Below are 18,793 nucleotides of genomic sequence, written 5' to 3'. Positions count from 1 at the left end.
GTTATTGTTCCGCCCGATTGCCCCGCCGCGGGGAATTGGATAAACATCGTCCCTTACGGATCGCGCTGCAGCATTGCGGCGGTTGAAGGCGGAGTGCGACACATGGCGATTGCAGATGCGGCCGGCCAGACGGCACGGTGGAAGGATGCAGCCCCCGGTTCCGACGATGAGGACATCATTCCCCGCGACATCCGATTCGGCATCCTGGAAAACCCCACCCGCCACTGGCTCGGCGGCGATTTCCATAAGACGGCCCTGATCGACGGCCTTTCCATCTTCCTGCCGGAAGGCGAGCGCTACTTCATCCGCTCGCTGAAATATTACGCGCCGAAGCTCAAGGACAAGCATCTCGCCGACGAGATCAACGGCTATTCGGTGCAGGAGGCTTTTCACACCCGCGAGCACGAGGACTACAACCGCGCGCTGGCCAAGCTCGGTTATGACGTCGAGGCGATGGAAGCGCCGGTGATCAAGACGCTGCGCTCCGACAAGATCCCGATCTTCCGCCTCGCCGTCACCTGCGCCATTGAGCACCTGACCGCGACGCTGTCGTCGGTGACGCTGCGCAATCCGCAATTCCTCGACGATGCCTCGCCCGCCTATCGCCGCCTGTGGATGTGGCATGCGCTGGAGGAACTGGAACACAAGGCGGTGGCGCTCGACGTCTTCGACGCGGCGACGACGAAATATTCCCCCTTCAAGCGCTACATGCTGCGCACCATGGCCTTCAACGCGGTGGCCTGGACCTTCCTCAAGATCGTGCTGGCCAATCTGGTGCGCTTTGCCCGGACCGACGGCGTCAAGACCGGCCCGCGCTTCTGGGCGCGCCTTGTCTGGGTGCTGTTCGGCAATCCCGGCTACTGGCGCAAATGCGCGCCGCTGGTGCTGAAATATTACCTGCCGGGCTTCAACCCGGTGAACAAGGACGACCACGACCTGATCCGCAAGGGCCGCGCCTGGCTCTATGATGAATTCATGGCGCTGGAGGCCGCCCAATCCGCCCCCACGGCCGCCCCGGCCGCCGAGTGAAAGAGCCCCGATGAGCAGCCGCCTGTTTTCCAACGTCCTCGACGTTGCCACCCTCGGCAAGTTTCCGCGCACCCAGAAATGGGTCTGGCGGCGCATCTACAACATGCTGTCGCGCTTCTGGGGCGACAAGGACTGGCGCTTCATGAACTACGGCTACGTGCCGAGCGGCGCGCCGTTTGCGCTGAAAGCCGAGGACGAGGCCGAGCGCGCCTTCATCGGTCTCTACCAGCAGGCGGTCGAGGGCCTTCCCGTCGAGGGCGCCCGCGTGCTGGAAGTGGGCTCCGGCCGCGGCGGCGGCTCGCGCTACATCGCCCGCTATTACGCGCCTGCGGCCGTCACCGGCCTCGACTATTCGCCGGAAACCGTGCGCCGGGCGCAGAAGCTCAATGCCGACACGCCGGCGCTGTCCTTCGTCCAGGGCGACGCCGAAAACCTGCCTTTTCCCGAGGCCTCCTTCGACATCGTCGTCAACATCGAATCCTCGCACTGCTACGGCGACGTGCCGGCCTTTGCCCGCGAGGTCGCCCGCGTGCTGAAACCCGGCGGCATCTTCACCTTCGCCGACATGCGCCCGAAGAGCCAGCTTGCGACCCTCGACGACCAGCTCGGCGCGCCCGGCCTGGAACTCATCGACAAGCGCAACATCTCTGAAAACGTCGTCGCCGCCTTGAACGCGGCCGAAGCCCGCAAGCAGGCCCGCATCGGCAAGGCCTTCCTGCTGCGCCGCTTCATGACCGAATTCTCCGGCTCCAAGGGCTCGGTGCTCTACAAGGCACTGACGGGCGGCAGCGTGGTCTATCAGGCGAGACGGTATCGGAAGACGGGGTGAGGGGACCGGCTTGCGCCAGGAGCGGACGTTCGCGTCGGCTTGAATGAAGTGCTGATTTGAGGCCGTGGAACGAACCCGCTGCGCGGGAGGGCGTCTACGGCTGAGGTAGAGGGCGCTGGCTGGAGATTGCGCCTGGATTGAACGTCTTCCGGCAAGGGCAGAGCATGACGGGCTTCTTTAACAAAGGAGCCTGATCATGCAGTACCCCCAACCCGACACACCCATCAGCCCGCTGCGCCAGCGGTTGATCGACGACATGAACATGCGACGTTTCTCACGCGAAACGCAGCGCAACTATCTTCGCGACATCGGACGCCTGGCGACCTTCCTCGGGCGGTCACCAGACACGGCGACCGCCGACGATCTGCGCCGGTTCCAGATCGAGCAGCAGAACGATGGCGTTCCCGTTCCGACGATGAACAGCATCGTGTCGGCGTTACGCTTCCTCTTCACCCAGACCCTCGACCGCCCGGACCTGGCGCGCAGGCTCGTCCGGCTGGCGCATCCTCGGAATCTGCCTGTGGTGCTGAGCCGCGACGAGGTTGCCCGGTTGCTCAATGCCACCACCTGCCTCAAGCACCAGGCAGCATTGTCGGTCGCCTATGGCGCCGGCCTCCGTGTTGCGGAGGTGTCGATGCTGAAGGTCGCCGACGTCGACAGCGAGCGGATGCTGCTGCGCGTCGAGCGTGGCAAGGGCGGGCGCTATCGCAATGCCATGCTTTCGGAGGACCTGCTCACCCTGCTGCGCCAGTGGTGGAAGGTGGGGCGGCAGCAGGGTGTGATGCATCGCGACGGCTGGTTATTCCCCGGCCAAAACGCAATGAAGCCGATCAGCACGCGGCAGCTCTATCGCATCGTCGTTGAGGCGGCCCAGGCCGCCGACATCGCCAAGCGGGTCGGGCCGCATACGTTGCGCCATAGCTTCGCCACCCACCTGCTGGAGGACGGCACGGACATTCGGATCATCCAGGTCCTTCTCGGACACGCAAAACTCAACAACACCGCCCTCTACGCAAAGGTGGCGACCAGGACGGTCCGCACAGTTACGAGTCCGCTCGACACGCTCGGTCTGTTCAAGCCGGAAGAGGCCTTCCCCGACGGTTGAGCCTTGCGTGCCTCGATCGAGGTCGCCGACATCTTCCGTGCTGCCGGGGCGGCGTACCGGCGCGCCCATGCAGGGCACCTGAGCCTGCAGCAACTGAAGGTGATGTCGGCGGTTGAGAACTGCCGCACTGCAGCGCTGGGCGGTCACGTCGAGGCCTGCGAGGACTGCGGCCAGTGGCGGATCGCCTACAACTCCTGCCGCAATCGGCACTGCCCAAAGTGCCAGGGCGCGGCGGCACGGACATGGCTTGCCGAACGCGAGGCCGATCTGCTTCCAGTCGGCTACTTCCACGTCGTGTTCACGCTGCCGGCCGAGGTCGCCGACATAGCGTTCCAGAACAAAGCGCTCGTCTACGACCTGCTGTTCAAGGCGGCGTCGGAGACGATGCTGACCATCGCGGCCGATCGCAAGCATCTCGGCGCGCGCATCGGCATCACCGCCGTGCTCCACACCTGGGGATCGGCGATGACGCACCATCCGCATGTGCACATGATCGTGCCTGGCGGTGGCATCGCGCCGGACGGTAGCCGATGGATATCATCGCGCCCGGCTTTCCTGCTTCCTGTACGCGTACTCGGCAAACTGTTTCGACGGCTGTTCCTTGCCCGGCTGGTCGCTCTGCACGATGCCGGGCGGCTCTGCTTCTTTGGCGCACTTGCTCATCTCGCCGAGCGGCAGACATTCTTGCGGCATCTATCGCCGGTCCGAAAGAAACGCTGGGTGGTCTATGCCAAAGCGCCGTTCGCAGGGCCGGAGGCAGTGCTCGCCTACCTGTCCCGCTACACCCACCGGGTCGCAATCTCGAACCGCCGCCTGATCACCTTCGACGAGACTGGCGTCACCTTCCGCTACAAGGACTACCGCCGCGACGTCTGCGACCGACAGCAGATCATGACGCTCGCGGTCGATGAGTTCATCCGCCGCTTCCTGCTCCATGTCTTGCCGCGCGGCTTCCATCGTATCCGGCATTACGGCCTGCTCGCCGGCTCAGCCCGCAAGACCAGCCTCGTGCTCGCTCGCGAACTGCTGCACGTCGCCGTACCGGCCGATGACGACACACCAGGCGAACCGGATGACTTCCGCCCGCCATGCCTCTGCTGCGGCGGACGAATGATCGTCATCGAGGTGTTTGAACGCTGGAGGCAGCCGCGAGGACCACCGGATGCGACGGCGACGAACCGGGAGACAGCTTCATGACCCGGCATGGCATGGTCCAGGCTTCAGCCGCAGGCGCCTCGCCTCCGGCAACCGACCCACGCGCATTCATGGTGATTATCGCCGCCGACAGGGTCGCGACGAGCCGGGCGCCGGGCCGGCTATACCGCGCGGATGCGCAACGAAGCGGCCTGTCCGCATCCATCACCCCACTCTCTGGCTGCGGTCGCGCCACCGCAGACATCAGCCGTAGATCGAAATCTCCATAGCCTCCGACTGTGGTCCGCGGGTTCCTTCCTCGGGGACTTTCGTACGCCTGCCGGCGCCCGAAACTCTTCACGGGAGCAGACTGGTGGGTTTGCAGCACCATCGTCTTAAAAGCTGACATCCGCCGGCGTCGAGCTTGGCCGCCAAGGAGCGCCCGGAGACGGCGCTTGCCTCACAATAGCGTCAAGATCGGTTACACAGTCACCACGATCTTTCCGAACTGCTCGTTGGATTCCAGAAAGCGATGCGCCTCCACTATTTGGTCAAATCGAAAGGTCCTGGCGATGATTGGCCGAAGGGAACCGGCGGTCAGACCTTCGAGAATGAATTGCTTGGCCGCCGCCAGACGTAAGGGATGATTTACAATCTCATGAACGAGATACCCGCGAACCGTCAGTGTTTTGCTGAGAACAGTAAAGAGCGGGAGTGGCGATGGCTCATTACTTAGGCCACCATACGTTATTAGGATGCCTCCCTTGGACATGGCGGAGGTTAACGGCTCCAGGATAGGACCACCAACCGAGTCGAACACCACCCGGACTCCCGCCGACCCAACGATATCGGTTAACCGGGAGGCCAGATCCTCTTCGGCGGAAGCAATGACATACGCGGCGCCGACTTCGATCAAGGCGGCCTTCTTTTTGGATGTCCGTGTAACAGCAATTGCAGTCGCCCCGACCATGTTGGCTAACTGGATTGCGGCAATGCCGACGCTGCTTGATGCCGCGGTAATGACGGCGAAGTCTCCAGCACAAAGCTTGGAGATGTCGATTAGGGCGCCGTAGGCGGTGAGGTACTGCATCCAAACGGATGCCGCAGTCTCCCAGTCGAGCGAGGGTGGGTGCTTGACGATATGTCCCGCCGGGAATGTCGCGAGCTCACCATAGGCGGGCCAACGAACCATTGAGATGGGCGGTATGACGCTGACCACATCGCCAGGTTCAAAGCCTTCCGTGCCGAGGCCCACGGCTTCGACCATCCCCGCTGCCTCAAGGCCGAGACCAGAAGGAAGCGGTGGGTTCTCGATGTAAGTGCCCGAACGAAGCAATGCTTCAGCACGATTAAGGCCAAGGGCTTTGACCCGAATCTGAACCTCGCCCGGTCCGGGCTGCGCTATATCCGCGGTCTCAATGCGCAAGACCTCGGGACCACCATGTTCATAAAAGCGAACTACACGTGCCATCAGCTGACTCCTAAGCAGTTGAACGGAATAAGCTATGACGGTCATTCGACATCTGATAAATGGCAGATAAAGAAGATCAATCCAAACCAATAGTTTCGAATGATGGATCGCCTGACCAGCATGGCAGTGTTCGTAAAAGCTGTTGAATTGGGTTCGTTCATCGCGGCGGCAGCAGCGCTCGATCTTTCAGGGCCGATGGTCGGCAAACATGTTCAATGCCTCGAAGACCGCCTTGGAACCAGGCTTCTTAACCGAACCACCCGCCGACAGAGCCTCACAGAGTTCGGCAAGACCTACTACGAACACTGCCGCGCAGTTCTGATGGAAGTTGAGGCCGTCGATGCACTTGCAGCAGATCAAGTATCAGAGCCACGTGGAAGCTTGCGAGTGACCATGCCAGTGCATTTTGGCAGGCGTTGCGTGGCTCCGATCCTGTTGAATCTTGCTCGGCGGTATTCTGCTCTGAACCTGGACCTGTCCTTTAACGATCGCTTTGTCGATCTTGCTGAGGGCAATTACGATCTAGCAATACGAACCGGCGAACTCGAAGATAGGGCTGGAATCATTTCTCGCCTTGTTGCGCGCCAGCAAATGGTGGTTTGTGCGTCACCTTCGTATCTTGATGCCTACGGAAAGCCAAAGCAGACCGAGGACCTGAACTATCACCAAGCGCTCGTATATCACCGCTCAGGTGGCGTTGCGCCTTGGCTTTTTCCGCGCAGTGATCTACCCGCCATACGTATTGCACCGCCCCACCGACTGCGGTTCGACGATCTTGATGCGATCGCCGATGCAGCAGTTGCCGCCATGGGAATTGCTTGGCTACCCTATTGGCTGGTACGAGATCGAATCGACGCTGGCGCCTTGAAGTTGTTGTTGCCGCGTGAACAGAGCTTCCTTTACGATTGTTCTGTGCTGTGGTTGCACACGCCACATATGCCGCGAAAAGTCCGCGTAGCGATCGACGTGCTCGCTGCTACGCTCCCTCAGCTCATGTCAGCCCCATCGCCGTAATGACCGATCAAGACCTCGGATTTGCCGAACGCGTTCATGCCGCTCAGTGGGCGTTCGACTGGATCATGACGAATGACGGCAACGAGGGTCTGACCAATGGTCTTTGGGCGACAACAATGAGGGCGCAAAGCAGATCGAATTCTGGGAGAGGCTCTCGCAGCGAAAAGGCGCGGCCCCACAAGGCGCAGGGCCGTTCCCCTTCAGATTTCAGTCCGCTCGGCCAGTTCCAGTGCATCCTCAATGTCGACGCCGAGATACCTGACTGTGTTCTCAATCTTGGTATGGCCAAGAAGGATCTGGATCGCTCGAAGGTTACCAGTGGCCTTGTAGATCATGGCAGCCTTCGTTCGCCGGAGGGAATGCGTGCCGTAATCCTCCCGACGCAGCCCAATCGCAGTAACCCACTCATCGACCAGTCGGGCGTATTGCCGAGTGCTGAGATGATCGGTGTGGTCTACTCGACTGGGAAAGGCATAGTCATCGACTGTTCCTCCCCTTCGCTGAAGCCAAGCAAGCAGACTAGCCCTGACCTCGGTCGTAATCTCGAACTGCACAGGGCGTCCAGTCTTCTGCTGGACGACCATCGCGCGAGTTCGAATTTCGTGGCCCGTGACGAGGGTCCCGATTTTGATTTTTACCAAATCGCAGCCGCGGAGCTTGCTGTCGATGGCAAGATCGAACAGCGCACGATCTCGCATCCTTCCCTCTCGGTCGAGAAAGAAGCGCACGGCCCAAATCTGGCGCTGCTTCAGGGGCTTCTTGACGCCGACTTGTTTGCCGGCGTTCCAAGCCGGTCGACTTAGTGCGGCAGGATCATAGCGTGAAATACCCATTTCTAGTTCTCCTCTGGCCACCATTGGCCAGATGGAGAACGCGCAGCTCTAGGTTCTATGGAGGGGCCGACTACGTCCCGTCCATGCCGTTTCCACCCAGATCGTCGGGTCATCGCCGCCTGCTGCGACTCACCACGGCAAGTCTCTGTCCGCGCCAAAATACCCGCCGGTTGGACCGTTGTCATCAATCAGCGCTAGTTTGACGGGCGCAACAGCGCCCTGCTCGACTGCCTGAAAACCCTGATGCCCATTGAGATCAGTCGCAGTGAAACCCGGATCGGCGGAGTTGACCAGAATGCCCAGCGGCTTGAGTTCTGCAGCAAGCTGCGCAGTCAACATGTTGAGCGCCGCCTTGGAAGCGTTGTAACCGATCAGTTTATGTCCGGCAAAAGGCCATTCGGGGTCCCTGTTATAGGTTATCGATCCCAGCTCGCTGGAAACGTTGACAATGCGCCCGGATTTGGACTTCTTGAGAAGTGGCAGAAAGGCTTGCGTGACGGCAAGTGTGCCAAAGAAGTTCGTCTCGAACGTCTGTCGCACAGCCTCAACGCTTGCCGTTTCCGGTGGTCCATCCTCCTGGCGGGCGATGCCGGCATTATTGACCAGAATATCGAGGCAACCGAACTTCTGTTCGAATATGGCGGCAGCTTCAGCGATGTTGGCGAGATCATCGAGGTCGATGCAAAGGGTGTCCGCCTCAAGCCCTTCCCAACGCAGGGAGCGGGCTGCATCCTCACCCTTCTCTCGATCGCGGGCACCTAATACGACCTGAAGACCTGCTTTGGCGAGTTGTCGGGAGATGGCGAAACCGATCCCTTTGTTGGCGCCGGTGACGAGTGCGACCCGCCGGCGAGAGGTGAGTGCTTGAGGATTGAGAGTCATGATCTTTCCTTCCGTTGCATGATCAAGTAGCCTGAAAATATGAGGGATCATTCAGGTTTGGAATTCGCATATGCCCTGCACGGTGAGGGTCCCGGAAGACCGCGCAAAATACCGGTTCAGTCCCGTTCAGAGGCCACTGTGGACGCGATTTGCGAAGGAGCCATTCAGATTCTGGTCGAGGCTGGGCCGCGGTACCTGACGACGACCCGAGTAGCCGAATGCGCCGGCGTGTCGGTGGGCACTCTTTACCAGTACTTCGCCAATATCGATGGCTTGATGGTCGCCATTCTGGAGCGCCACCTGGGCAAGGTCATCGAAGCGGTCGTGCGGATCTGCGCAAGACAGCGAGGTCAGCCACTTCTGACAATGGCTCAGGCGCTGGTCGATGGCTTTGTCGATGCCAAATTTGAACGGCTCGACGTAACGCAGGCCCTTTATGCCGTCGCCTATGACCTGAAAGGCCTCGAACTGATCGACCAGATGTCTGAGAGGTCCGTCGGCGCCATTCGGGACATGCTGAAGACCGCGTCTGATGTTGTCGTTGATGCGCCCGATCGGATCGCGGCCGTTCTCCACGCGACGCTGGCGGGAACAGTGCAGATCGTGTTGAACAAAGGCCCTCACTCACCGGACATCAATGAATTGCGTCATCACATGCGCCATCTTGTGACGGGCTATTTTGGCTCGCTTTTCCCGCAGGTGAAAACCGGGCCAACCTGACCCGCGACGGCTCAAGCGCTTGGCATCCGCGTGCGGGCACGTCCCGGTCACCGGCGGTAGAGGATCATCCCTCCGTGATGCAAAACGCCGTTGATGAAGTCTCCGTCCGCAGTGAAACCGGTGTCGTCCCAGTATTCGATGTGCGTTCCTGTCACCAGGTAGCGGCCTTCATAGGCCCGCTCTCTTGTGCCACGCGCTTCGACATATCTGTTGTTCGGCAGCAATTCGTGTCGGACCCGGCCGTCCTGCGTGACCCATAAGCCGACATAGGGATGTGAATTCTGCACGTTTGGCTCCACTTCTAATGGGGATTGAGTCACAAGGGCTGCGGCGACCAAGGCCGAAAGCAAATTCTGCATGACTTGTTTCCTGGTTTGGGTGCATCAGGACATGACGGTCGAGGGCGTATGGCTTCTCGGGGCCGCCTTAGTTGCTCGATGCAGTTGGCCTGATGGTGATCTCTGTCGTGTCGACATTCGTAGGCGCTTCGATGAGTTGTCGGACTGCGCGGGCGATGTCTGCGGGCTGAAGGGAGACTGCGCGGTAGGCGTCCATTGCTGCCATCGTCTGCTCATGTGTTATGGTCGACGCCAGTTCACTCTCAACGACTCCAGGGTTGACGCAGGTCACCCGAACGCACTTGCTTTCCTGACGCAAGCCGTCGGAAATGGCTCGAACCGCAAATTTCGTGGCACAATAAACAGCAGCCGTCGGCACGACCGAAAGAGCGCCGATGGACCCGATGTTGATGATCTGCCCTTCCCCTTGCGCCTCCATGACCGGCAATACAGCGCCGATACCCCAAAGCACGCCCTTGATATTTACGTCGACCATACGCTCCCACTCGTCCTGCATGCCGGCAGCAAGCGGAGACAAAGGCATGATCCCGGCATTGTTCACGAGGACATCGATGCGGCCCCACAAGGAGAGTGCAGCCGCAGCGAAGGCAGCGACGGACAGGCGGTCGGTAACATCGAGGGCTCTGGTCTCGGCCACGCCACCGGAGCTGCGTATTTCAGCGGCAATTTTCTCGATCCGCTCGCATCGGCGCGCGCCCAAGAGGACCTTCGCGCCGCTTGCACCGAGTTCCCTTGCTATCCCTTCACCGATCCCACTGGAAGCTCCGGTTATCAAAACTGTCTTTCCCATCTGCCGCTCCTTTTCAGGACTGAATGGCTCGTTTGCATGGCTAATGTGGACTCTTCTAACCTGCTCGTGTAGCCACTCAATCATGAACTGGATGATTAGCAGAGCTGAACAATCATGACCGACCTTAACCTTCTGCCTCTGTTCCTCGCCGTTGCTGAAGAACATAACTTTCGCGCGGCAGCAGACCGCCTCGGGGTGACCCGATCCGCCGTCAGCCAAGGGATTCGCCGCTTGGAAGACATTCACGGTACGGCCCTGGTGATGCGAACTACGCGATCCGTTCGATTGACAGAAGCGGGCGAGCGGCTGCGAGAAGCGCTGTCTTCCCCACTGTCGGAAATTGCAACTGCGCTTGAAGCGATAGGCGCTGAGAGCAGGCCCAGTGGGACCCTGAGGATTGCAGTGACCTCGATCGCCGAAGCATTCCTTTCCGGACCACTCCTTGCCACATTCGCCGCGGAAAACCCTGGGGTGACTGTCGACATCACCGTGACGGACGAAGAGGGCGACATCATCTCGGCCGGTTATGATGCTGGCGTCAGACTGGGAGAGGTGATCGAGCAGGACATGATCACTGTCGCGATCGGCGGCGAGCAACGCGAGGCTATCACTGCTGCTCCCTCTTACCTCGAACTCCACGGGACTCCGCTGCATCCAAGGGAACTGATCCACCACCGCTGCATTGGATGGCGTCCGGCACCCAATGTTGCGCCCTACCGATGGGAATTTGTGGACGGTGGCGTTCCGTTCAGCCTCGCAATCGAACCCCGGATCACCACAAACGATCTGCGTCTAATGCTGCGGACCGCCATTGCGGGCGGCGGGATAACCCTCGCTTTGGAAGAGAATATACAGCCATACGTAAAGACAGGAGTGCTTGTGCCGCTACTGGGCGACTTTCTTCCCGCGTTTCCAGGCTTTTACCTTTACTTCCCACAGCGAAGGAACATGGCACCAAAACTGAGGGCGCTCATCGATCACGTCAAACGCTGGAAGTGACGTGCGAGCTCTTTTGCCTTCCATGGCGTCAGTTTATGCGGGATTTGAAACGCAAGAGAAGCGGGGCGGCATCGAAACCACCCCGCTGTGCAGGCCTGAATGTCTGGGTTTGTCTGGTGGCACATCCTGCTTAGAGACTGCCAGATGCACAGTATTTCGGCCGCAGGCTTAGTGCTGCAAGCGTTTTCCAAGGATCGGCTCGATCGTTTCCGGTTCAACGATCCAGGCGTAGTTCAGCTCGTGCTTGATCTTCCAGGTGCCCTCGACACAGGACCAGCCCAGTTGAGAGCGCGTATCGAAGGCGACCACCTTGCCTTCCAGCGGCTCAATGCGACCGACAAAACCGATAGCGGACGATGCGGTATCCCGGCCAACCACGGCGTGGTTTGCGTCCGTCATACCATGGCGGATTGATCGAGACGCGTTCACGTGACCTTCCCAGTTGGCTCCATAAACGGAGGCATCAGTGAAGAGTTGAGTGTCGCCAGGGGCGAAGTTGTCCCAGAACACGCCCTGGGGATTTTCCAGATCGTAGAATTTTGACATCTCCTTGGAGAACACGAAAGCCGGGTCACCTTCGTGCCGCTCCCATCCTTGCATGATCCACTCCTCGTGCAGAGCCAGCGGTGCATCTGGACCTTCCTGAGGGCAAGCGGCATCAACCTGCGCCAGCACCGGAGTTGCAAATGCTCCGGCGGCGAACGCTGCGATCAGACACTTGGTGATTTTCATCTCAGTTTCCTTTCCTGTTTGAATGAACAGTCAGGAAGATACGCCCCTGCATTGGCTCTCGGTAGCCGATCAATTCTCGCCACCCCGGTTAGCTGGGCTGGACAATGGGAGGCTGTCGCGGCTGAGATTGCGTTGCCAGACGAAGAAGGCCTGCGGCTTGCCGGCGGCCGCTCAGCCAAAGCCGGCAATCGGTGGCTGTTCAGCGGTATCTTCTGTCCGGGCTAAGCTGAGGCCTCGCAACACGGATCGTTAAGGACATCAATGACCGCTTTTGGGAAGGTCCGAAAACTGTCCGACGTCCGAGATGAGGGCGCAAGCCTGCCACACATCCGTAAATTGCGGCACGTCCGCTTCTGCTGGCAACCGGAAGTCGCCACGTTCCCGCTTGCCCCCCATCACCCCATCTTCAACAACGCCCCGATCGTGCCGCCCACCAGCAGCACGATGCCGATGAGAAACGTCAGCGCGGCTCCCGGCCCGCGTTTCTTGGCGTCGGCATAATATTCCGAGGCGTAGAGCACGCGCGACGCCGTCCAGCACAGGCCGAGCAGGCCGGCGATCGCGTCGGAGACATAGTAGCCGAACAGCCAGAGCGAGGGCAGGAACAGCACCAGCTGTTCGACGGTATTCTGCTGCACGCGAAAGATCCGCTCGAAATCGGCATTGCCGGTGGTCTTCGGCGCCTCGACGCCGAACAGCTGGCGGGCGCGGGCGACCTTCAGCAGGAACCAGACATAGGCGATCAGCGCCGAAAAGGTGGCAAGGACGGTAAAGCGCATCGGAGAATTCCTTGAGGGCAAACAGCAATGGCCGGCAATGGCGCGATGCTAGGTGAAGGCCGCCCGACGTGCAAGACGACCGCGCAAGGCAAGCGGGCGGGCCGCCACCGCCGCCCTATATTCGCCACGCCGGCCCTTGAAGATGACGGCAAATTTGCACATGATATGCAGGATCGCCGAGACGATCTCTTCCAAGGGTTTTCGACCGACATGACCGACCAGTTCCGCTTCGGGCGGCCCTACGATTTCCATGAACTGGTGGCCGATGGCATCGTCCACGGCATCGGCGTGGTCTTCGCGCTGATCGGTGCCACCGCGCTGATCTTCTATGCGACGGTCTGGACGAGCTATGCGGAAATGGCCGCCGCCTGGATCTACGGCCTCGGCCTCGTCATCGCGCTGGCCGTATCGTTCACCTACAATATGTGGCCGCATTCGCGCACCAAATGGATTTTGCGCCGGTTCGACCATTCGGCGATCTTCGTGCTGATCGCCGCCACCTACACGCCCTTCCTGGTCAAGGGCGCGCAGGACTGGACGATCTTCGCCCTTCTGATCGGCATCTGGCTGACCGCCTTTGTCGGCATCACGCTCAAATGCCGCTATCCCGGCCGCTACGACCGGCTGGCCATCCTGCTTTATCTCGCCATGGGCTGGAGCGGCGCGCTGGCGCTGGGGCCGATCTCGCAGACCCTGCCGAGCATCACCCTGCTTCTGATCATCATCGGCGGCTGCATCTATTCGGCCGGCGTGGTCTTTCATGTCTGGGAACGCCTGCGCTTCCAGAACGCCATCTGGCACGGTTTCGTCGTCACCGCCGCCGCCGTCCATTATTCGGCCGTCGTCACCGCCATCGGCCACTGAACGGCGCCTTTCCCGGGACGCGGCCTCAGCCGGCCTTTGCGAGCACCACCGCATAGCGGCAGGGCCTGTCGCTCTCGTTCCTGAAGCAGCAGTCGGTCGGCGGCCCGAGCGCCAGGCAGTCGCCGTCGTTGAGTCGATGGATCGTCTCGCCCTCGACGAAGGTGAGGGCGCCCTCGATCACCCAGACCAGCTGGCGCAGAAAGGCGAAGGCGGCCGCGCCATAGGGCACCTCCGCCCCCGGCGGCAGCTCGACCTCGACGATCTCGAGCGGCAGGTCGATGATGGGCGAGACATGGCGTCGTCGGTAGCCGGTCGCCGGATCGGTCCAGACCGGCTGCTCGCCGCGCCGCAGCAGGCGCTGTCCGGAGGCTTCCGCCCGCGCGACGAGCGTCGAAACGCTGAGCGACAGCGCGCCGGCAAGCTTGCCGAGGAGGGCGGCCGTCGGACTGCTCTCGCCGCGCTCCACCTTGTGGATCATCGCCCGGGAGACGCCGGCGCGTTCGGCGAGTTCCGAGAGTGACCAGCCGCGCGAAAGCCGTTCCGCACGGATTCTCTCCCCTAGACAGTGATCGAGCGTGTCTGATATCTTAGACATGAAATTCAATATATTGGATAGATGACCATGACGCAACCGATTCTGATCCGCGACGCGACCGAGGCCGACCTCGCCGCGATCCGCGACATCTACAACCACGCCGTCGAACATACGACGGCGATCTGGAACGAGGTGCTGATCGACGTCGACAACCGCCGCGCCTGGCTGGAGCTGCGCCGCGCCAAGGGCTTTCCGGTGCTGGTGGCCGAGCGGGCCGGCCAGGTGGCGGGCTATGCTTCCTATGGCGACTGGCGGGCCTTCGACGGCTATCGCCACACGGTCGAGCACTCCGTCTATGTCGACAAGGACTGCCGCGGGGCGGGCATAGGCAAGCGCCTGATGCAGGCCCTGATCGACCATGCGCGCGGCAACGACAAGCATGTGATGATCGCCGCCATCGAGGCTGAGAACCAGCCTTCGATCGCGCTGCACGAGCGCCTCGGCTTCCGTCTGGTCGGCATCCACCGGGAGGTAGGCATCAAGTTCGGGCGCTGGCTCGATCTGGCGATGATGGAATTGATGCTCTGAGGCCGTCGAGGCGGTCGAAGCCGGCGGTCTCGGGCGGCTCGTCATGGCGGCGCAGCGCCGGCGGCTTTCCCTTGTTCTTGCGGTAGTGAATCTGCGCCAGCACCAGCAGCGCCGGCAGCGTCGCCGGCCACAGCAGGCAGGCGACCAGGCCGACAATCCGCCCGCCGTCCCAGCGGTTGCCGTTGGCCATGCCCTCCACGAAGGTCACCCCCATGAAGAGCGAAGCCGGCAAAAGCCAGAGCGCAAGCGTCAAAAGGACCATATGAAAAGACCGGTCAAAGGAATCAAATCGTTTCAACTGTAACTCAAGGGGAAGGTTCTTCATAACCCCGGGTTTTAACTGGTCCGGGTGCCGGACGTCTCCGGCAAAGCGCCCCGCGTGCGGCGGTACCGACGCGGCGATCGAGCCGGCCATCGGCGCCGGGCTCAGCTCTCCCAATCCTCCAGCCTGAGATCCGGCACGCGCCGGAATTCGCGCCGATTGCGCGTCACCAGCGCGGCTGCTCCGCGCGTTCCTCCCGTACCGCCGCGACGAAATCCGCGTCCAGCGGGCCGGAAACCTCCCTCGACCAGTCCCATACCACGGCCCGTTGTCTCCCCTCAGATTGCCGCGACGGCCTTCCGGAGCATGTCGCGCACCTCGCCCGCCACCAATTTCAGTCGGTCGTTCGGGATCGCTTCCATCGAGGCTTGCGGGTCGATGGCACTGACCATGACGGAATTCCCGCCGGTCCGGCGCACGATGACGTTGCAGGGCAGCATGGCGCCCACCTTCGGCTCCATGCCGATCGCCTGATGCGCCATTTTCGGATTGCAGGCGCCCAGGATCAGGTAGTCTTCGATATCCTGGTCGATCTTCTTCTTCAGCGTCGCCTTGACGTCGATCTCGGTCAAGACGCCGAAACCGTTGGCGGCGAGCGCTGCGCGGGTCCTTTCGACGACGTTGTCGAAATCCGTGCCCTCGAACGTCCTGTCGATCGTGTAGCTCATGTGCCGTTCTCCTCTTTTCGCGGCCATCTTGCGTTCGGTCCGCGCCTTGCCGCAAGGCTGTGCGGTCCGTCCCTCCAGTGGACACGCCAAACCCGGCTTCCGTGTGGCGCGGTCCGGATCGTCGCGATCCGGGAGGGACAAGATGCGCGCAGCCGCGGCGGGACCTGCGGCAGACCGGCCCCTCGACGGCCTGTCCCACGCGGTTTGCGTCCACGTCTCACTCGATCCGCGTGCGCACCATCTCGCCGCGAATGGTGATCGCCGGTTTGGCGCCCGGCGTGTTGGGCAGCGCGCTGTCGACATAGGAGGCGACCGCCTCGACCAGATAGCTGACCGGCGTCGGCACCAGGAATTTCACCGAGGCGTCCAGCATCCGCCCGGCGATGGCGATGGTTTCGTCCTGCATCACCCGGTCATAGGTGAGCCGGGCGCGGAGCGCCGCACCCGAGATCGAGACGTCCGTAGCATGGCCCTCGAAGGAGAGGTCGCCGGCATCGCTGCGGATATCGATCGCCGAGAAGTCGCCGGCAAGCCGGGCGCGCGCGGCCTTCTGGTCGATCACCACGGCGGCCTCGGGCTTCAGATTGGCGGAAAGCTCCATGGTGCAGTCCGACCAGTCGAAGAAGCGTGCGGGCCGGCCGACGTCGACGATCAGCGTATCGCCGTCGATGCGCATGCTGCCCTGGGCCGGGCAGCCACCGGAGAACCATCCGGAATGCCACACGGCGCCCCAGCCGCGCCGCTCGCCCTTCATCTCCGCGACCAGAGGAGCGTCCGCCCGGGCGGTGATGACGATGTCGCTCGCCGACCCTTCGACCCGAATCCGGGCAACATGGCTGAGGTCGATCGGCCCCGCCACGCTGTCGCGGGTGGCGATGAAGGCGACGGCGGCGTCGAGCACGCCGAGCGTCAGAATGGTACCGGCGATGGAAAGAAGGATAGTGCGGGTCTTCATGGGGGTGCTCCGGGTGTTGGATGACGATGGCGCAATCCGACACCGGCACACGGTTACCCGCGACCTTGAACGCGTTTCAGGTCGACCTCGAACGCGCTTGCGGTCATGGTGGCGCAAAGTCCTCAACCGTCCCCGGCCGAACCTCGCCCATGATCTTCATTCCGCTGTCCTTCGCCGTATCGCTGTTTCTCGTCGCCTTCCTGCTGCGGCTGTCGCTCCAGGGGCGCGAGAGCCTGGTGCGCAATCACCTGTTCGTCCTGCTGATCGCGCTCTATGCGGCGCAGACCACGCTGGTCGGCCTGCGCTGGGGCTATGGCATGACGGCGGTCCTTCCGCTTCTGTCGCTGCTGGCGACCGCCATCCCGCCGCTCACCTATCTCGCCTTTCGCGACCTCGCCCGCGAAGAGGGCGCCGGACTGTCGCTGGCCGACTGGCCGCATCTTCTGCCGACCGCCGCCCTCGTCGTCCTGCATTTCGTCTGGCGCGACCCAATCGACCTTCTGATCATCGCCGAGTTCCTGGCCTATGGATTGCGGCTGCTCTGGCTGGCCCGGCTGGGGCCGGACGGTCTCGTCGCCGCGCGCCTCGACGGCACGCTGCGGTCCCACCGCTCGCTGCTGCTTTCGGCCTTCACGCTGGTCGCCTCGGCCTTCACCGATATCGCCATCAGCCTCGATCTCCTGTGGGGCGAGGGGCGCCATTCGGCCCTGATGGTCTCGGCCGCCACCACCTTGATCCTGCTGCTGCTCGGCATTGCCGCCGTGGTGGCCGGCGCGGAGGAGGGGGACGGGGAAGGAGAGGGCAGCGGGGATGGCGGTGCCGAAGCGGACCAGCGCGCATCGCCCGCCGCGTCGGTCTCGCCCGCGCTTGCGTCTGAGCCCATGTCCGGCGAGCACGAGGCGGTCGCGGCAAGCCTCGACCGGCTGATGACCGAGCGCCGGCTCTATGGCGATACCGGCCTCAATCTCGGCAAGCTGGCGCGGCGCCTCGGCCTGCCGGCGCGGGCCGTCTCGCAGGCGGTCAACCGCGTCTACGGCATGAGCGTTTCGCAATATGTCAACAATTTCCGGGTGGCCGAGGCCTGCCGGCTTCTGACGCAGACCGACATGCCGGTGACCCGCATCGTCTTCGAGGCGGGCTTCATGACCAAGTCCAATTTCAACCGGGAATTCCTGCGGGTGACGGGGGCGAGCCCGACCGCCTTCCGGGCGGCGCACCACGCGGCCGCGTCAGTGCCCGCGCCCGCAGGCTGAATGCCCGAGGGGCCTTTGGAGCCTCACGGGGGGCGTGGCCCTCAGGCCGTCGGGATCTCTTCCGTCACCACATCGAACCGGGCCAGCAGCGCCGGGCCGAACGCGGTCGACAGCGCCACGTCGGTGGCGTCGCGGCCCGTCGCCATCAGGATGCGGCCGATGCGCGGCCTGTTGTGGCGGGCATCGACCGTGTGCCAGTGGCCGCCGAGATAGACCTCCATCCATGCGCTGAAATCCATCGGATTGCCGTCGGGCGGCACGCCTATGTCGCCGAGGTAGCCGGTGCAGTAGCGTGCCGGGATGTTCATGCAGCGGCAGAGCGTGATGGCGAGATGGGCAAAGTCGCGGCAGACCCCGGTGCGGGCGATGAAGCCGTCATGGGCCGAGCGCTTCGAATCCGCCTTCATGTAGTCGAACTTGATGTGGTTGTGGACGAAGGTAAGGATCGCCTGCACCCGCGGCCAGCCGAGCGGGGTGTCGGAGAAGGTCGCCCAGGCGAAATCGGCGAGGCGATCGGTGTCGCAATAACGGCTGCCGAGCAGGAAGACCAGGACGTCGTTCGGCAGGTCCTTGATGTCGTGCTGGAAGGCGCCCTCCGGCAGCACGTCGGGCTGGCCGTTGTCGTAGATCTCGAACTGCGTGGAAATGGTGGTGAGCCCGGCCGGCGCAGTGATCCGGCTGCAGGCATTGCCGAAGCCGTCGATATAGTCGCGCGCCTCGATCGGCCGGTCGAAGCTCAGCACCTGCTCGGTCAGGAGGTCGGGCCGGCGCGACGGGTGGATGTTGAGAACGAGCAGCATCGCGGTATCGCGCTCGCACTGATAGCCAATCTGGAAGCCGGCACGTATCTTCATCGCTAATCCTTCGGGGCAAAGCCTGTTCGCCGGGGCGCCGGCATCGGGTGAACGCGCTGGGGCAGTCAGTGTTCCGGG

22 protein-coding genes are annotated in these 18,793 nt (G+C 62.3%); 10 read left to right on the top strand and 12 right to left on the bottom strand.

The window, feature by feature from the left end:
* Positions 1–102: 102 nt before the first annotated feature.
* The 4 genes from AC07Y0_RS12785 to AC07Y0_RS12770 all read left to right on the top strand — a co-directional run bounded on the left by AC07Y0_RS12785 (position 103) and on the right by AC07Y0_RS12770 (position 4,160).
* Positions 103–1,029, top strand: a complete 927-nt coding sequence (locus AC07Y0_RS12785) for a metal-dependent hydrolase (protein WP_498677768.1) — start codon at positions 103–105, stop codon at positions 1,027–1,029.
* Positions 1,030–1,039: 10 nt separating this feature from the next.
* The gene (locus tag AC07Y0_RS12780; protein WP_498677766.1) at positions 1,040–1,858 is read left to right on the top strand and encodes a class I SAM-dependent methyltransferase; all 819 of its coding nucleotides are present in this window, start codon (positions 1,040–1,042) and stop codon (positions 1,856–1,858) included.
* A 196-nt stretch (positions 1,859–2,054) separates the two neighbouring features.
* Positions 2,055–2,963 carry a tyrosine-type recombinase/integrase gene (locus tag AC07Y0_RS12775; protein ID WP_498675149.1) on the top strand — a complete coding sequence of 303 codons (909 nt, stop codon included), beginning with the start codon at positions 2,055–2,057 and terminating at the stop codon, positions 2,961–2,963.
* 3 nt (positions 2,964–2,966) lie between these two features.
* Positions 2,967–4,160: an IS91 family transposase gene (locus AC07Y0_RS12770; RefSeq protein ID WP_498675150.1), complete on the top strand. Its 1,194-nt coding sequence runs from the start codon at positions 2,967–2,969 to the stop codon at positions 4,158–4,160.
* Positions 4,161–4,578: 418 nt separating this feature from the next.
* Here AC07Y0_RS12770 and AC07Y0_RS12765 read toward each other — a convergent pair whose 3' ends face one another.
* Positions 4,579–5,568, bottom strand: a complete 990-nt coding sequence (locus tag AC07Y0_RS12765) for a zinc-dependent alcohol dehydrogenase family protein (protein ID WP_498677765.1) — start codon at positions 5,566–5,568, stop codon at positions 4,579–4,581.
* 102 nt (positions 5,569–5,670) lie between these two features.
* Between AC07Y0_RS12765 and AC07Y0_RS12760 the strand changes: the two genes are divergently transcribed.
* Entirely contained in the window at positions 5,671–6,582 is a 912-nt protein-coding gene (locus AC07Y0_RS12760; RefSeq protein WP_498680232.1) for a LysR family transcriptional regulator, read from the top strand.
* A 200-nt stretch (positions 6,583–6,782) separates the two neighbouring features.
* On the opposite strand, the gene AC07Y0_RS12755 is transcribed toward AC07Y0_RS12760, so the two are convergent.
* Entirely contained in the window at positions 6,783–7,415 is a 633-nt protein-coding gene (locus tag AC07Y0_RS12755) for a tyrosine-type recombinase/integrase (protein ID WP_498677763.1), read from the bottom strand.
* Between the two features lie 129 nt (positions 7,416–7,544).
* Complete coding sequence (locus AC07Y0_RS12750) at positions 7,545–8,297, bottom strand: SDR family oxidoreductase (protein WP_498677760.1); 753 nt, start codon at positions 8,295–8,297, stop codon at positions 7,545–7,547.
* 138 nt (positions 8,298–8,435) lie between these two features.
* Between AC07Y0_RS12750 and AC07Y0_RS12745 the strand changes: the two genes are divergently transcribed.
* Positions 8,436–9,017, top strand: a complete 582-nt coding sequence (locus AC07Y0_RS12745; protein WP_498677758.1) for a TetR/AcrR family transcriptional regulator — start codon at positions 8,436–8,438, stop codon at positions 9,015–9,017.
* Positions 9,018–9,064: 47 nt separating this feature from the next.
* Here AC07Y0_RS12745 and AC07Y0_RS12740 read toward each other — a convergent pair whose 3' ends face one another.
* On the bottom strand, positions 9,065–9,376 hold the full coding sequence (locus AC07Y0_RS12740; RefSeq protein WP_498677756.1) for an Atu4866 domain-containing protein: 312 nt from the start codon (positions 9,374–9,376) through the stop codon (positions 9,065–9,067).
* Between the two features lie 67 nt (positions 9,377–9,443).
* A complete protein-coding gene (locus AC07Y0_RS12735) occupies positions 9,444–10,166 on the bottom strand; it encodes an SDR family oxidoreductase (RefSeq protein ID WP_498677753.1) in 723 nt (240 codons plus the stop codon).
* Between the two features lie 111 nt (positions 10,167–10,277).
* On the opposite strand from AC07Y0_RS12735, the gene AC07Y0_RS12730 reads away from it, so the two are divergent.
* Positions 10,278–11,165, top strand: coding sequence for a LysR family transcriptional regulator (locus AC07Y0_RS12730; RefSeq protein WP_498680231.1), 888 nt, complete (start codon positions 10,278–10,280; stop codon positions 11,163–11,165).
* Between the two features lie 168 nt (positions 11,166–11,333).
* Here the strand turns inward: AC07Y0_RS12730 and AC07Y0_RS12725 are convergent, their stop codons facing one another.
* Together AC07Y0_RS12725 and AC07Y0_RS12720 are read right to left on the bottom strand one after the other, a co-directional pair.
* Complete coding sequence (locus tag AC07Y0_RS12725; RefSeq protein ID WP_498677751.1) at positions 11,334–11,897, bottom strand: hypothetical protein; 564 nt, start codon at positions 11,895–11,897, stop codon at positions 11,334–11,336.
* A 395-nt stretch (positions 11,898–12,292) separates the two neighbouring features.
* Positions 12,293–12,676, bottom strand: a complete 384-nt coding sequence (locus tag AC07Y0_RS12720) for an MAPEG family protein (RefSeq protein ID WP_498677749.1) — start codon at positions 12,674–12,676, stop codon at positions 12,293–12,295.
* Between the two features lie 210 nt (positions 12,677–12,886).
* On the opposite strand from AC07Y0_RS12720, the gene trhA reads away from it, so the two are divergent.
* A complete protein-coding gene (gene trhA, locus AC07Y0_RS12715; RefSeq protein ID WP_498677747.1) occupies positions 12,887–13,540 on the top strand; it encodes a PAQR family membrane homeostasis protein TrhA in 654 nt (217 codons plus the stop codon).
* 25 nt (positions 13,541–13,565) lie between these two features.
* Here trhA and AC07Y0_RS12710 read toward each other — a convergent pair whose 3' ends face one another.
* The gene (locus AC07Y0_RS12710; RefSeq protein ID WP_498677745.1) at positions 13,566–14,135 is read right to left on the bottom strand and encodes a helix-turn-helix domain-containing protein; all 570 of its coding nucleotides are present in this window, start codon (positions 14,133–14,135) and stop codon (positions 13,566–13,568) included.
* Between the two features lie 27 nt (positions 14,136–14,162).
* Here AC07Y0_RS12710 and AC07Y0_RS12705 point away from each other — a divergent pair, with 27 nt between their 5' ends.
* Positions 14,163–14,663 carry a GNAT family N-acetyltransferase gene (locus AC07Y0_RS12705; RefSeq protein ID WP_498677743.1) on the top strand — a complete coding sequence of 167 codons (501 nt, stop codon included), beginning with the start codon at positions 14,163–14,165 and terminating at the stop codon, positions 14,661–14,663.
* Here AC07Y0_RS12705 and AC07Y0_RS12700 read toward each other — a convergent pair.
* The 3 genes from AC07Y0_RS12700 to AC07Y0_RS12690 all read right to left on the bottom strand — a co-directional run bounded on the left by AC07Y0_RS12700 (position 14,614) and on the right by AC07Y0_RS12690 (position 16,608).
* Positions 14,614–15,102, bottom strand: coding sequence for a hypothetical protein (locus tag AC07Y0_RS12700; RefSeq protein WP_498677741.1), 489 nt, complete (start codon positions 15,100–15,102; stop codon positions 14,614–14,616). The two genes, AC07Y0_RS12705 and AC07Y0_RS12700, sit on opposite strands and share 50 nt — an antisense overlap.
* A gap of 161 nt (positions 15,103–15,263) precedes the next feature.
* Positions 15,264–15,653 (bottom strand): DUF302 domain-containing protein, encoded by a 390-nt coding sequence (locus AC07Y0_RS12695; RefSeq protein WP_498677739.1) that lies wholly within the window; start codon positions 15,651–15,653, stop codon positions 15,264–15,266.
* A gap of 217 nt (positions 15,654–15,870) precedes the next feature.
* Positions 15,871–16,608, bottom strand: coding sequence for a hypothetical protein (locus AC07Y0_RS12690; protein ID WP_498677736.1), 738 nt, complete (start codon positions 16,606–16,608; stop codon positions 15,871–15,873).
* 149 nt (positions 16,609–16,757) lie between these two features.
* Here AC07Y0_RS12690 and AC07Y0_RS12685 point away from each other — a divergent pair, with 149 nt between their 5' ends.
* Positions 16,758–17,861, top strand: coding sequence for a helix-turn-helix domain-containing protein (locus tag AC07Y0_RS12685; RefSeq protein ID WP_498677735.1), 1,104 nt, complete (start codon positions 16,758–16,760; stop codon positions 17,859–17,861).
* Between the two features lie 41 nt (positions 17,862–17,902).
* Here AC07Y0_RS12685 and AC07Y0_RS12680 read toward each other — a convergent pair whose 3' ends face one another.
* Positions 17,903–18,715: a transglutaminase-like domain-containing protein gene (locus AC07Y0_RS12680; protein WP_498677733.1), complete on the bottom strand. Its 813-nt coding sequence runs from the start codon at positions 18,713–18,715 to the stop codon at positions 17,903–17,905.
* Positions 18,716–18,793: the final 78 nt, after the last annotated feature.

It is taken from the genome of Allorhizobium sp. GW101-3B10 (genome assembly GCF_059424725.1).
Note: the sequence above shows the minus strand (reverse complement) of the source record. Positions and strands in the feature narration are given on the sequence as shown.